Source organism: Streptomyces sp. NPDC051662, from assembly GCF_040681655.1.
Lineage (GTDB): Bacteria > Actinomycetota > Actinomycetes > Streptomycetales > Streptomycetaceae > Streptomyces.
The window spans coordinates 1-13,190 of record NZ_JBFAZD010000035.1; the positions used below are offsets into that span (position 1 = coordinate 1).

At 71.8% G+C, this 13,190-nt stretch carries 10 protein-coding genes; 1 reads left to right on the forward strand and 9 read right to left on the reverse strand.

Going from position 1 to position 13,190, the window contains the following annotated elements; translation table 11 throughout:
- Positions 1–149 precede the first annotated feature (149 nt).
- The 6 genes from AB0M67_RS36450 to AB0M67_RS36475 all read right to left on the reverse strand — a co-directional run bounded on the left by AB0M67_RS36450 (position 150) and on the right by AB0M67_RS36475 (position 8,040).
- Complete coding sequence (locus AB0M67_RS36450) at positions 150–311, reverse strand: hypothetical protein (RefSeq protein ID WP_365751902.1); 162 nt, start codon at positions 309–311, stop codon at positions 150–152.
- A 333-nt stretch (positions 312–644) separates the two neighbouring features.
- A complete protein-coding gene (gene fabF / locus AB0M67_RS36455; RefSeq protein WP_365751903.1) occupies positions 645–1,886 on the reverse strand; it encodes a beta-ketoacyl-ACP synthase II in 1,242 nt (413 codons plus the stop codon).
- Positions 1,883–2,152, reverse strand: a complete 270-nt coding sequence (locus tag AB0M67_RS36460) for an acyl carrier protein (RefSeq protein WP_365751904.1) — start codon at positions 2,150–2,152, stop codon at positions 1,883–1,885. The genes fabF and AB0M67_RS36460 overlap by 4 nt, the downstream gene beginning before the upstream one ends.
- A 5-nt stretch (positions 2,153–2,157) precedes the next feature.
- Complete coding sequence (locus tag AB0M67_RS36465) at positions 2,158–4,686, reverse strand: aminotransferase class III-fold pyridoxal phosphate-dependent enzyme (protein ID WP_365751905.1); 2,529 nt, start codon at positions 4,684–4,686, stop codon at positions 2,158–2,160.
- A gap of 46 nt (positions 4,687–4,732) precedes the next feature.
- Entirely contained in the window at positions 4,733–7,297 is a 2,565-nt protein-coding gene (locus tag AB0M67_RS36470; RefSeq protein ID WP_365751906.1) for a hypothetical protein, read from the reverse strand.
- A gap of 92 nt (positions 7,298–7,389) precedes the next feature.
- On the reverse strand, positions 7,390–8,040 hold the full coding sequence (locus AB0M67_RS36475; protein WP_365751907.1) for a helix-turn-helix domain-containing protein: 651 nt from the start codon (positions 8,038–8,040) through the stop codon (positions 7,390–7,392).
- Between the two features lie 133 nt (positions 8,041–8,173).
- Here AB0M67_RS36475 and AB0M67_RS36480 point away from each other — a divergent pair, with 133 nt between their 5' ends.
- Entirely contained in the window at positions 8,174–9,307 is a 1,134-nt protein-coding gene (locus AB0M67_RS36480; protein WP_365751908.1) for an MFS transporter, read from the forward strand.
- A gap of 54 nt (positions 9,308–9,361) precedes the next feature.
- On the opposite strand, the gene AB0M67_RS36485 is transcribed toward AB0M67_RS36480, so the two are convergent.
- Genes AB0M67_RS36485 through AB0M67_RS36495 form a run of 3 tightly spaced genes read right to left on the reverse strand, consistent with a single transcriptional unit; the run spans position 9,362 to position 13,184 of the window.
- Entirely contained in the window at positions 9,362–9,919 is a 558-nt protein-coding gene (locus AB0M67_RS36485) for a flavin reductase family protein (RefSeq protein ID WP_365751910.1), read from the reverse strand.
- Positions 9,916–10,707 (reverse strand): alpha/beta fold hydrolase, encoded by a 792-nt coding sequence (locus AB0M67_RS36490; RefSeq protein ID WP_365751911.1) that lies wholly within the window; start codon positions 10,705–10,707, stop codon positions 9,916–9,918. The genes AB0M67_RS36485 and AB0M67_RS36490 overlap by 4 nt, the downstream gene beginning before the upstream one ends.
- Entirely contained in the window at positions 10,704–13,184 is a 2,481-nt protein-coding gene (locus tag AB0M67_RS36495) for a beta-ketoacyl synthase N-terminal-like domain-containing protein (protein ID WP_365751912.1), read from the reverse strand. The genes AB0M67_RS36490 and AB0M67_RS36495 overlap by 4 nt, the downstream gene beginning before the upstream one ends.
- Positions 13,185–13,190 lie beyond the last annotated feature (6 nt).

Sequence of the window (13,190 nt, forward strand, 5' to 3'; positions counted from 1 at the left end):
GGAGGGTCTCCCCAGTACTGGACGTACTGGGGTGATCCGACAACGCGGCGAGCGTGCGTGCCGGGCGTCGCCGGGCAGGCGGGACTTTGAAGACACGCCCTAGATCCCGTTCGTCACACGGAGGGGGATCAGACCTGGGCCACGGGGCTTCAGACGGTGGCCCGGTCCCACACCTCGGCCGTGCCACTGACGTCGTGCGCGTCCCAGACCTGGATCAGGTCCCAGACGGTGAGCTCATCCCAGACCTTCAGCTCGTCCAGGTCCTCAAGCCGGTCCCAGACGGGACGTGCTGTGCTGTGCGTGTCGTGCATGTCATGTCCTTCCGAAGAGTGCGGTGGTCCGGTCCACCCAGGAATCACCGCCTCGCGTGGGGCCGGTGGGCATGTGCCGTATGCGCTCGGGCGGCGAGGCCGCTCACAAGGAGAGGAGCCATTCCTGGCCATGGCCGGTGAGGGCTTCGCTTCCGCCCCCGGTTCGGTGAGTGTCGCAGAGCGGTCCGACGCGCGTCTTCTCCCAGGTTGCTCGGACGGCGAGACGGGTCCCGCGGGCAGGGACGACCGTAGAACCGCAGGCCGAAGGGGCGGAGCTCGGTACCGCGACGTCCCGGCGACGGGACTCGGGCACCGGCCGCGACGCGTGGGACGTCAGGTCCTCCCGGCCCCGAAGGCGAGGACCACGTTGTGCCCTCCGAAGGCGAAGGAGTTGGAGAGGGCGGTGGTGAGCCGAGCCGCTCTCGGTTCCGCGCCCACCACGTCCAGTCCGAGTCCGGGGTCCACCACATCCAGGTTGACCGTCGGTGGTACGAGTCCGTGCAGCAGCGCCTCCACACACACCACCGCCTCCACGGCGCCGGCCGCTCCCAGGCTGTGGCCGGTCATCGACTTGGTCGCGGAGACCGGTATCCGTCCGGCGGCCTCTCCCAGGACGGTACGCAGCGCCTTCGCCTCCGACGCGTCGTTGTACCGCGTCCCCGTGCCGTGCGCGTTGACATACGAGATTCCGGAGCCCGACCAGCCGGCCGAGCGCAGGGCCCGGCGCATCGCGCGCGCGGCCCCCACCCCCTCCGGGTGCGGGCTGGTCACATGGTAGGCGTCGGACGAACGCCCGTAGCCGCTCAGGGTGGCGAGCACATCGGCTCCCCGGGCACGCGCGTGCTCCTCCGATTCGAGGACCAGCACCGCCGCTCCCTCCGCGAGCACGAAGCCGGCCCGGTCGGCGCTGAACGGACGACTGGCGCGCTCGGGCTCCTCGTTGAGCGTGGACAGCGCCTTCGTCCTGGCGAATCCGGCGACCAGCAGACGGGTGACCGGTGCTTCGGCGCCACCGGCCAGGACCACATCGGCCTCGCCGGAGACGATCATCTGGTGGGCACCGATCAGAGCCTCGCCACCGGACGCGCAGGCCGTCCCCACGGAGGTACTGGGGCCGGTGATGCCGTGCGCGAGGGCGATATGGGAGGCGGCGCTGTTGGACATCGACATGACCACGGACCGCGCCCCGATCCTGTTCGGTCCCGCCGTCTCCAGCAGGTGGGCGTTGGTCTCCCAGCTGCCCACTCCGCCCGCGCCCGTCCCCAGCACCACGCCCACACGGTCCCGGTCCTCGTCCGAGAGGTCCAGCGAGGCGTCCTGGAGGGCGAGCCCGGCCGCCGCGAGCGCGAGTTGGGTGCACCGGTCGGTGGACAGTTCCTCGCGCCGGCTCGGGGCGAGAGCACCGGGGAGGTCCACCTCTCCGGCGATGCGTACGGGGAGTCCGGTCGCGTCGAACCGGGTGATGGGGCGGATACCGCTGACCCCTTTGAGCTGGGCCTGCCAGAACTCGTGCCGGCCGACGCCGATGGGTGTGACCGGCCCGAGGCCGGTGACGACCACATGCCGCCCGCTCACGCCCCCTCTCCGGTCCCGGATGCGGAGAGGTAGTCGATGACATCGCCGATCGTGGTCATCGCGAGGGCCGTCTCGTCCTCGACGGGCGCACCGGTCTCGGCCTCCACGATCGTGAGCAGTTCCACCATGTCGAGGGAGTCGAGGCCGAGGTCCTCCTTGAACTTCGCCTCCGGGCTTATCTCTTCGGGGAGAAGGCCGAGCTTCTCCTCCAGCAGTGCTGTCAGCCGCTCCAGGATCGCGCCGGCAGCTGTGACTCCTGTGTTCACCGTGATCATCCTTCGTCGAGGTTCGGGGTGCCCGCCGGCCGGATGCCGATGACATCCGCGTGCAGGGCGAGGTCGTGGCAGACCGCACCGACCGCCATGACGAACCGGTCGGCCTGTTCGGTGGTCAGTGTCAGTGGGGGCTGGATACGCAGCACCCTGTTGTGGTTCGCCGTGAGGAATGTGAGTATCCGGTGATCACGAGCGAGCTGTCCGACGAAGCGCAGGCACATCGCGTCGCCCAGCGAGACCTCCAGGGCCCTGCCCACCCGGCTCATCGCCGTGCGTACGTCGTCGGGCAGCCAGTCGACGAGGGTGTGCAGATCACCGGGCAGCCGGGTGAGGATCTCGTCGGCCATCGCGCCTGCGGCGCCGGAGAAGTCGCCGTCGATCTCGATGGCGTTCATCAGGCCGATGCCACGCACCTCGCGGATGAATCCGTACGGTTCGCAGACCGCGCGCAGGGAGGTACGCAGATACGTCCCGATGTCGCGGGCCCGCTCGGGCAGCTTCTCCGCCGCCAGGACATCCAGCGTGGCGAGGGCCGTGGCAGCCGCGAGGTTGCCGCCGCCGAAGGTGGACGAGTGGAGCATGGCACGGTCACTGCTGCCGTAGGCGTCGTCCCAGAGACCGGCCCTGACCAGGGTGGCGGCGATCGGAACGAGTCCGCCGGAGAGCGACTTCGCCAGGCAGACGACGTCCGGCCGCAGGCCGTCGTGCTCGGCGGCGAACAGGGCGCCGGTCCGGCCCAGGCCCGTCTGGATCTCGTCGAGGACGAAGACGGCCCCGGCGCGGGCGCACAGACGCTGTGCCTCCAGCAGATAGCCCGGTGGCGGCAGCACGACTCCGCCCTCGCCCTGTACCGGTTCGACGATGAAGGCCGCGGCACCCTCGATGACATCCGCGAGAGCGTCGGCGTCCCCGTACGGCACACCCACGACATCGCCCAGCAGGGGGGCGAACGGAGTGCGGTGCGAGTCCCGGCCGGTGACGGACAGGGCGCCCAGTGTCTTGCCGTGGTAGCTGTTGTCGGCATGGACCAGCCGGGTGCGGCCGGTGGCCGCGCGGGCGACCTTCAGCGCGGCTTCGACCGCCTCCGTACCGGAGTTGCTGAAGAAGACACGTTCCAGCCCGCCCGGTGACACCGCGCTGAGCCGCTCCGCCAGCTCGGCCGTCTGCACCGGCATGGAGATGTACTGGGCGAAGGTGGGCGCGCCCAGATCCAGGAAGCCGCGCAGCCGGGCGACCACGTCCGGATGGTTGTGACCCAGGCCGAGAGCGCCGTAGCCGGCGACGAAGTCCAGATACTCGACCCCGTCGGCGGTGGTGAGCACGCACCCCTCGGCTCGTGTGAACACCCGGTCCATGCCATGGGCGGCGAACAGCCTCGCCATCGGCGGGTTGACATGGTCACGGAAGCGGCGTCCGGTCGCCTCGGTGATGTCCTGTGGCGGGGCGGGCCGGGGCCGCGGCCTGTGGTGGACGCCCAGCCGCGCGATGTCGTCGTCCGCGAGGGCGCGCCCGAAGGTGGCGAGCGGCTTCGGCAGGAAGCCGTGCCGCGCCGCGAGCGCGCCGATCCGCCGCACCCCCTCCCCATCGATCCGGCGGCCGAGCGACCAGCACTCGGCGCGGCCCTCCAAGGCCAGCACGACGGTCTCGGCGAGGCAGCCGTTGAGTTGCCGGGTGGGCGCCGGCGCGCCGCCGTCACCGACCACGACCGCCTCGACCGCGCTGACGAGCCCGCCGTCGACGACCAGCACGTCACGGCGTGCCGGCGCCGACGGCGCGTCCCGCGGCAGCGCGACGTCCACCACCACGGAACCGGGGTGCAGCCGGTCGGTGTCGATGACGCCACCGGACGAGGACGCGGCCACGTACAGACGGGGGGTCGCGTAGCACTCCGAGACGTCCTCGCGCAGGGTCACGCGCGCGTGGTCGGCGGGGTCGAGGTAGCCGAGCAGGGCGGCACGGGACCGGCGGCCCCGGCGGGTGACCAGCTCCAGCCGGAACCCGTCGGCGAGCAGCAGCCGGGCGACGGCGAGCGCGATCGAACCGGGGTGACCGACGACCACGACCGGGGTGTCCTCGACCGGCAGTGCGAGGAGCCGCGCACAGGCGAGAAGTGCCTGGTGGGCGGCGTAGGTGGTGAGGGAGTTGCCGCTGGTCACGGGGACGTCCACCTGGGACGCCGTCCAGAGTCCGCGGTCGCCCACGATCGAGGTGGCACCGCCGAGGCCGACGATGTCCGCGCCGGCGTCCCGCAGTGCCCTCACCTCGTCGGCCACCATCTCCCGGGCGGCGGTGGGGCGTCGCAGGATCTGTTCCGCGGTGTGGGCGAGAGAGCGGATCTCGCCGTCGCACCGGCTGCCGGTGAGCGAGGTGACGGAGCCGAACATCGGCAGTGGAACGTGGAGACGAGGGCCGGGGGCGCGTACGGTGCCCCGGTGGTCGTCCAGGAGCCGGCCGAAGAGATCGAGGCCGCGTATCTGGTTGCGGTGGGCCGGGCTGACCGCGTGGGCCAGGAAGCCGAACTTCACCGGAGCTCTCCTTCAGTGTGAGCGGGCGTGTGCGGCGGGGCGCACGTCAGCGTCCGGGACGAACGGGTACCCGCGCGGCGGGCCGGCGGGCCATGTCGAAGGTCAGCTCGGGGAGCCGGTCGCGCTGCCAGCCCAGGGCGGACAGCGGACTCAGCCCGTCTCCCTCGTTGTTGTGGGCCATCGGCACGGAGTAGAGGTCGACGGTGGCCGGCCTGCGCAGCCGGTCCACGAGTTCGCCGGGACGCACCTCGGTGAGGTGACGGTGGCTGACGGTCAGCTCCCCGAAGGTGCGCTCCCATTCGCCGTCCAGGAGATGCAGCAGCTGCGTCTGGCGGCCCGCCTCGCCGCCCTGGCGGCCCTCCCGGTAGGTGCGGATCACCGAGTGCCCGCCGTCGATGAGCCGGAAGACGCTCAGATTCCCCGCTATCCGGTGTCCGTTGACGGTCACCTCCTGCACCAGCGTGGGCACGATGTCGGGCACCATCGCGGCGGCTCCGTCCCCCACGAAGGCAAGGACGTTGTCGTCCCGGGTCAGAGCCACCGCGGGCACCGCCTGGAGGGCGTCGCCCATCAGGGCCCGTCCGTACCAGCCGGAGAATCCCGGCCCGGTGCGCGGCAGGTTACGGATGGCGGAAAGCCCGCCACGCCCGACGTCGAAGACGCCGGTGTAGGTGTACCCGTACGTGGTGATCAGGGTGTCGAGGACCGAACCGAGGCGAGCGAAGAAGTAGTTGGGGCTCATCGGAACCAGGGGCAGGGTGTGCACGATGTCGGAGGCGCTGTCCCGGCTCTCCCCGATGGCGCGATGCCGCCGCGACCGCAGCGGTTCGGCGACATCCAGCCGCCGGCGCAGCTCGCGCAGGAACTCAAGTCCTTCGCATCTCAGCCGGTGGTCGGCGAACGGCGCGAGATGCTCCTCCTCCCGCGTGATCTGCGCGATGCGCAGCGAGCGGGCGAGTGCCCGCGGGGAGAAGGGCGTCGCGGCCTCGGCGATCCGGCTCTTGAGGAAGAACAGGCACTGTTCGTCGCGCGGCCTGAGCCGCCCGCCGTGGTGCAGAAAGTCATGGATACGGTCCGAGTAGCCGAAGACGCCGAGTGTGCCGAGGTACTCGGGTACGACTCCGCCGTCCCGGTAGCGTGCGACCGAGCCGGGCCGGGTGAGCGAGTCGGCGAGGGCGATGCCGGCCCGGGCCGCGAGGTCGTGGACGAGATCGCGCTCCTCGGTACTGAGCCTGCCGCACTGCCACAGAAGCCTGTCAGGACCGCGGTTGACGATTTCCACGACAGGCGCCATGGCGTCCTCGTGGACGGTGAGCCGTGCGCGGGGCCGGGTTTCCCCGACGGGCCGGGAGGCCGACGCGGCGCCGGACCCCGCGGGGTGCCGCGCGGATGCGGTCCGCGCGGCGCCCGCCGTCGCGCGCAGCACCTCGGGTGTGGCCAGCAGTACGACCGGCCCGCGGTCGGCCTCGTAGGCCGTGAAGGCCTCGCTCAACCGGTCCGTCAGCCGCTCGGGGTCGTCGAGATAGAGAAACGGGATGCCCTTGGCCCGCAGTACCTCTCTGGTGTCCTCCGCGCCGTGCACCGTGCCCTGGAACGGAAACCACGCGTCCCGCGGCGACTCGGCGCAGACGATGAACCCCCGGGCGCGCGCGTCCCGGAGATTGGCCAGGGTGCCGCGGAACTCGTCGGCCATGCCGCTGGTGACGACGATCAGGAAGGGCGTCTCGTCCAGCTGCCACCGGGCGAGTGCCCCGCAGGCCAGGCTGTGTTCGCTGGGACCGCGCAGCACCGGATTGCCACCGCGTGCCGCACGCGCCTCCAGGTCCTCGATCAGACCGGACACCACGGAGCCCGTGTAGTAGTGCAGGCCCCAGCCGGAGCCGGCCCGCTCGTCCAGGAAACCGGCCAGCTCGTCGCAGAGCAGCGCGGGTGTGCTCGGGGCGGCACCACGCAGGGGGGCTCCGGCACGGCCGACCTGTACGTAGTCGGTGAACGCGCAGATGACATCGGCGGCCAGGACCCAGGGCAGGGCGGGCAGTCGCCGCCGGGTGTAGGGGTGCGCCAGCAGCGCGGGGCCCAGCGGCGCCTCGTCGTAGACGAAGACCGTGTAGGCACCGAACTCGCACCGGGTGCCCGCGGCCACCGCCTCGCGCAGTTGGGCGAGGCCCGCGCCGAGGCCGTCGCCGTCGTCCGGCGGGGCCATCGGTACGCCGCCGGGCCCCGTGTCCACCAGGACGAGAGCCAGGGCGTCGTCGCCGTCGCGCGGGTCGTCGGCCGTCAGCCGCCGTAGTTCGTGTGCGGCGTCGGTGAAGTCTTCGGCGCTGACCAGCTGGATCTCGGCGTCGGGCAGCGCACCGTCCAGGAACCTGCGGGCGCGGACCAGTGCGTGGCGATAGGCGTCCGGCGCGGGTTCGGGGGGTGCCGTGGGTGCCGGAGGAGGTCCGGCGGCCATGAGTTCCCGTACGGACGCTCCGGCGGCGTCCGCCGGATCCGCCGGTCCGGTCCGGCCGGCCAGCTCCGACAGGGCGGTGGCGATCGTCCCGTGGAACGCGGCACGCCCGCCCACCGCGACGACGAGGTACCGGGGCCGTTTGTCGCTGTCGCTTCCCACAGTCACTCCCCCGTCGGACACGCATGACCCACTCCGCCCAGCAGTGTGCCTCGCACCCGCTGAAGGGGATCTGCATAACCTCTGGAGAGATGTCAGCTGTCCGGTTGGTCGCCGCCCCTGATCAAATGCCGGCAGAGGCCCTCGTGGACCCAGTCCTCCCACTGCTCCTGCGTCCACTCCCGCTCGGAGGCGAGCAGGTGGTACAGCTCCGGGCCCAGCAGCGCGTAGCAGATGTCGAGGGCCCGTTCAGGTCCGAGCCCGTCGGGGAGCAGTCCCTCGTCCGCCAGAGCGCCTGTGAACTGCCGCTGGATGAGCCGCCGTTGCTCCTTGTTCGTCTGCCACATGTCCTCGCCGTCGTCCTCGGCGACAGCCGCGTTGCGCAGAACCTCCAGGAGCGGGGCCGCCTGCTCGTTGATCGCGCGGGTGAGTCGTACGAGATGCCCCAGCCGGGCACGCGGGTCTGCCATGGCGAGCGCCTCGGTGACCCCGGGGTAGGACTCCGCCCCTCCGGGGGTGTCGTCGCAGGGCAGATGAAGACTGATCAGATTCCTGAGCAGCTGTTGTTTGTTCCCGAACGAGAAGTAGACCGTCTGTACGGCGACTCCTGCCTCCCTGGCGATGGACGCGATGGTCGTCGCCTCGTAACCGTGCTCGGAGAAGAGCTCCATCGCGGCGTCGAGAATGCGCCGACGCGTCAACCGCGCGCGCACACGCCGGGTGTCCGGCAGTTTCGGACCCAGCACCACACCCCCCCTTGCTATAGTCCTCGTCTAGAGTTCTCATATATTCACATCGAAGACAAGGGGGGCAAGCGTGCCGGCCGATCCGAGCGAAAAAGGGCCGATACACACCGCACGTGTCCCGGCATCGCTCCTCGTGCTCGTCACGGGCGGCATGGGTCTCTCCATGTTCGTCCTCTACGCGATAGGCGCGCTCGGGCCTTTCCTCATCGAGGATCTGGACATTTCGAGCTCGCGACTGGGGTTGCTGACCGCCGTGACCTTCGGCACCGCGACCGTGCTCTCGCTGTACGCGGGTCAGGTGGCGGACATGCTGGGAGGCCGGCGCGCTCTCACCCTGCTGATGACCCTCGTCGCCGCCGACTTCGCTCTGCTGATCGCCACCAGGACGTACTGGTTCCTGCTCGCCGCGCTGGTGCTGGGCGGAGCGGCCCAGTCGCTCGCCAACCCCTCGACGAACAAGCTGATCACCACTCATGTACCGGCCGAGCGGCGGGCGGTGGCCGTCGGGATCAAGCAGTCGGGAGTACCGCTCGCCGCGTTCACCGCCGGACTGACCCTGCCCACCCTGGCCGAGGCGTTGTCCTGGCGCGGCGCCCTCGCCCTCGTGATCCCGGTCGCGTTGGCGGTCGCGCTGGGGGCCGCGCGGCTGCCCAGGGACACCGGACGGCCGGCGAGAATCCGGCCGGCCCTCCCCGCGGCGCCCAATCTCCCCACCCGGTGGCTGATGGCCGTATCGCTCTGCGTCGGCTGCGGACTCTCCGCCCTCAACACCTATCTGCCGCTCTACGCGCACCAGCGGCTGTCCATGGACGAACGGAGCGCGGGTGCGCTCATCGCCGCCATCGGCGTGTCAGGCATCGCCAGCCGTGTGCTGTGGTCCCGGCTCAGCGACCGGCTGGACGTCCCCAGGTCGCTTCTCATCCTGACAGTCGCCTCGGTGGTGTTCGGGGCTCTGCTCCCCGCGGCCACCGCGGCGACCTGGCTCGTATGGGCCGGAGCCGTGGGCCTCGGCTGCTCGGCCGCCGCGGCCAACGCGGTCACCATGGTGGCGGTGACCCAGGGCAGCGGCTTCGGCGGCACGGGCCACGCGTCGGCCCTGGTCTCCATGGGTTTCTTCGCGGGGTTCGTGGTGGGACCTGTCACCTTCGGTCTGCTGGTCGACGCGACCGGCGGCTTCACCGCGGGCTGGGCCCTGGTGACGGCCGTCTTCGCCGTCGCCGGTCTCTGCTCCTGGGGCGGCAGACGGATAGTCCGGGACAGCGTGTAGGGCGTCGCCGCACACCGTCCCGGACCGTCGTCGAGGCTCGGCCGCCGTGGCGCCTCAGGACATGAAGTCGTAGTACAGGTGGCTGTCCTCGGCGGCGTCGATCCAGGACCCGTAGCGGCGCATGCCGTACAGCAGCGGCAGCTGCAACTGCAACTGCGTGATGGCGACGACCCGCCCCATGACCACGGCGTGGTCCCCGACCAGCTGCACATCCTCGACCGCGCTGTCCGCGATCGTGTGCGCCGCCTCGTACAGATGCGGGCCTCCGATCGGGCCCATCGTCCGCCACAGGACCTTCTCGAAGCGGTCCTTCGCGCCGGAGGCGAAGAGCTCCGCCGTCGAACGGGCCTGGCTGTGCAGGAGGTTCACGGCGAAGGCCCCGCTGGCCTTCACCGCCTCCAGCGTCGGACTGCCCTGCCGCAGGCAGACCAGCAGCGTCGGCGGATCGAGCGCGACGCTGCACAGCGAGGTGCAGGTCATCCCCCACGGTTCCCCGTCGGGCGCGAGCGTCGTGACCACCGCGACGCCGGTGGGAAACCCGGCCATGAGCGGACGGATATCGGGCTGATCGGCTTCCGGCACCATGGTGCTGACCTCCTGCTGATAGGTCACGGGGACGTGTGGACGGGAGAGGAGGGAACGGTGGACAGGGGCAGCAGCGCGGCCCGTATCTCGTCGGCCATGTCCGCGGCGAACGCCTCGCGGGAATCGCCGAGGAAGTGGAAGTGCCCGCCGGGGTAGACGCGTTCGGTGAACCGACCGCGCGTCTGCCGGGCCCAGGCGGCCATCGACGCGATCGGCGCCCAGGAGTCGTGTGTGGCACCGAAGACGGTCAGCGGCGCGGCCAGCGGCGGGCGGTGCGCGTCGGGGCGGTACGCCGCGACGGCGCGCAGATCGCTGCGGACCACCCGGAGGAAGCGGTCGCGGAACTCCGGTACGGCGTCGAGCTGGGCCGGCATGCCGCCCATGTCCCGCAGCCGGGCCATGAGCTCCGCGTCCGAACCGTCGTGGTCGGGAAGTCTCGTCAGTACCTCGTGGCCCGGTGCCCCCCGGCCCGAGACACCGACCCAGCCGGGTCCGGCGCGCCGAGCCTCCAGCGCCCGCGCGGTCTCGTGGGCGACGACGGCCCCGAGGCTGTGCCCGAACAGGGCCAGCGGCGTCCCGTCGGCCCAGGGCAGGACGTCCTCGGTGGCCGCCGCCACGATCTCGGCCATGTCCTCAAGGGCGGGTTGCGCGTAGCGCTTGCCACGCCCCGGCAGATCGAGCAGCAGCACATCCCAGTCGGCGGGCATGTGCCGGGTCAGCGGAAAATAGGAGGCCGCCGATCCGCCCGCGTGGTGGAAGGCCACCAGACGGAGCGCGGGTCGCGCCGGGTTCCGGGGGCGTACGAAGTGACTCATACGTCCTGCTCCCGCCCGTCGGCACCGGCGGTACGGGCCTGGTCCGCGATGTCGTCGGCCAGTCGGCCGAAGAGCTCTCCGAGCGGCAGATCCAGGGGGAGTTCCTCCGCCGTCAGACCCAGCCGGTAGCTCTCCTCGACCTTGGTGATGAACAGGACCGACAGCAAGGAGTCACCGCCGGCGTCCAGGAAGGATCCGTCCGTGTCCGGCTCCTCGGAGGCGTGCAGGGCCTCGGTGAGCTCGGCCATGAGATAGGCGCGCACGGCTTCCCGGTCCACGGGCGCGGGTGCGCGGTGCCGCCGCCCGGCGACGGCCGTGTCCTCCCGGCCGCCGCCCGCGCCGACGAGCGGTTCGTCGATCCAGAAGCGCTTGCGCTGGAACGGGTACGTCGGCAGATCGCCGAGCAGCGGGGTGCCGGCCGCGCCCAGCTCCCCGAACCTCAGCTCCGCGCCGGCCCGGAAGAGCTCGGCGAGAGCGGCGAGCAACGACCCGGGCGCGGTGCCCCGCTCGTGCCCGACGAGAGGCGCCGCGCTCGTGCCGTCGGCGGTCTCCCACTCCAGACGCGCGGGTTCACCGGCGCCGGTGTCGCGCTCCGGACGGACGCGGATCCCGAACCGGCCGACGAGCCGGGCCAGCGCGCCGCCCGGCCCCCGCTCCGCCGCGGCCGGTCCGACGGCCGCGGCGGGGGAGGCAGCCGCGGCGGGGAAGGCAGCCAAGGCGGGGAAGGCGTCCGCCAGCTCGGCGACCCCTTCGGCCAGCCGTGTCTCGTCGCCGGAGAACCGCAACACGACCGTACGGACGGCCGATTCCCTGGGCGCGGTGGCGGGACCCCGGCTCCGTGCCGTCGCGAGTGCCTCGGCGAGTCCGTCGGCGAGTTCACCGGCCGTCGTCCCGGTGACGGCGATCCGGTGGGCGAAGGCGGCTCGCCCGGTGCGCAGCGTGTGGCAGAGCGAGGGGAGTTGGGCCTCGTCCATCGTCTTGAGGTACCCGCTCACGGCGCCCACGAGTTCCGCGAGGGCCACCGGGTCCCTGGCCGACAGGGTGAGCAGTTCCGGACGGCCGGTGGCGGCGGGTGCCGGGCCGCCGACCGGCTCGTACGCCTCAAGAACGACATGGGCGTTGGTGCCGCTCATACCGAACGAGTTGACCCCGGCCACCTTGCGGGGCAGCGGCCACGGCCGTGTGCGGCGCGGCACGGTGAGGGCCAGCCGGTCCCAGGGGATGTGAGGGTTCAGTTCCGCGCCGTCGTCCGGCAGCGCGGCGGGTATCTCACCGTGCTGGAGCATGAGCACCGTCTTGATGACGGCGGCGATGCCGGAAGCCGCTTCCAGGTGCCCCAGCCGGGCCTTGACGCTCCCGATGGGCAGCGGCACGCCCCGCTCGCGTACGGCCGCGCCGACCACCTCGTCGAGGGCGCCGACCTCGATGGGGTCACCGAGCGCGGTGCCGGTGCCGTGCGCCTCGACATAGCCCAGCTCACCGGGGCCGACGCGGGCGTCGGCCAGCGCGGCGCGGAACACCTCCTGCTGCGCGGGGCCGTTGGGCGCGGTGAGCCCGGAGGCCGCCCCGTCGTGATTGACCGCCGAGCCGCGGACGGTGGCGAGCACGGGGCGCCCCTCGTTCTCGGCGTCGTCCAGGCGCATCAGGACGAGGGCACCGACCCCCTCGCCCCGTCCGTATCCGTCCGCCGAGGCGAGGAAGGACTTCGACCGGCCGTCCGGGGACACCGCGCGGGTCTGGCACAGCGAGACCATCAGGCCGGCGGACAGCAGCAGATTGGACCCGCAGACCAGGGCGTAGCGGCACTCGCCGGCGCGCAGGGCCCGGACGGCGAGGTGCAGGGCGCTCAGCGACGAGGAGCACGCGGTGTCCACACTCAGCACCGGACCGCGGAAACCCATCACATGACTGATGCGGCCGGCTCCGAAGCAGAGCCCCCCGCCCGTCGTGAAGTACGGGTCGATGCGGGTCAGGTCGGAGCGGTCCGCCAGGCGCTCCCCGTACTCCGAGGCCATCATGCCCAGATAGACGCCGACGTCGAGCCGGTCGGAGCGGCGTACGGCGATGCCCGCCCGCTCCATGGCCTCCCACGCGGTCTCCAGGAGCATCCGCTGCTGCGGGTCGAGCAGCTTGGCCTCGCGCTGCGAGATACCGAAGAACTCGGCGTCGAAGTGGGCGATGTCCGCGAGGAAGCCCGCTCGCCCGACATAGGAACGGCCGGGCTTGCCCGGCACCGGGTCGTACGCCGCGCGCAGGCCGGGACGGTCCTCGGGAATCTCCGAGTCGGCCGTGCCCTCTCCGCGCAGGAAGTCCCAGTAGGCGTCAGGAGTGTCGAGTCCCCCGGGCAGCCGCAGGCTCATACCCGCCACGGCGAGCGGTGCGTGCCGCTCGTCCTCAAGCTCGTGAATACGGGCCTGGAGCCGCCGGGAGTGCTTGAGCTGATCCTCCATGAGCTGCCGGATCTGCGCGGGTTCCATGGTCTG

Bases quoted from the DNA above. Each gene is read 5' to 3' on its own strand.
- AB0M67_RS36495 (WP_365751912.1), bottom strand. From the start codon at position 13,184: ATGGAACCCGCGCAGATCCGGCAGCTCATGGAGGATCAGCTCAAGCAC.
- AB0M67_RS36490 (WP_365751911.1), bottom strand. From the start codon at position 10,707: ATGAGTCACTTCGTACGCCCCCGGAACCCGGCGCGACCCGCGCTCCGT.
- AB0M67_RS36450 (WP_365751902.1), bottom strand. From the start codon at position 311: ATGCACGACACGCACAGCACAGCACGTCCCGTCTGGGACCGGCTTGAG.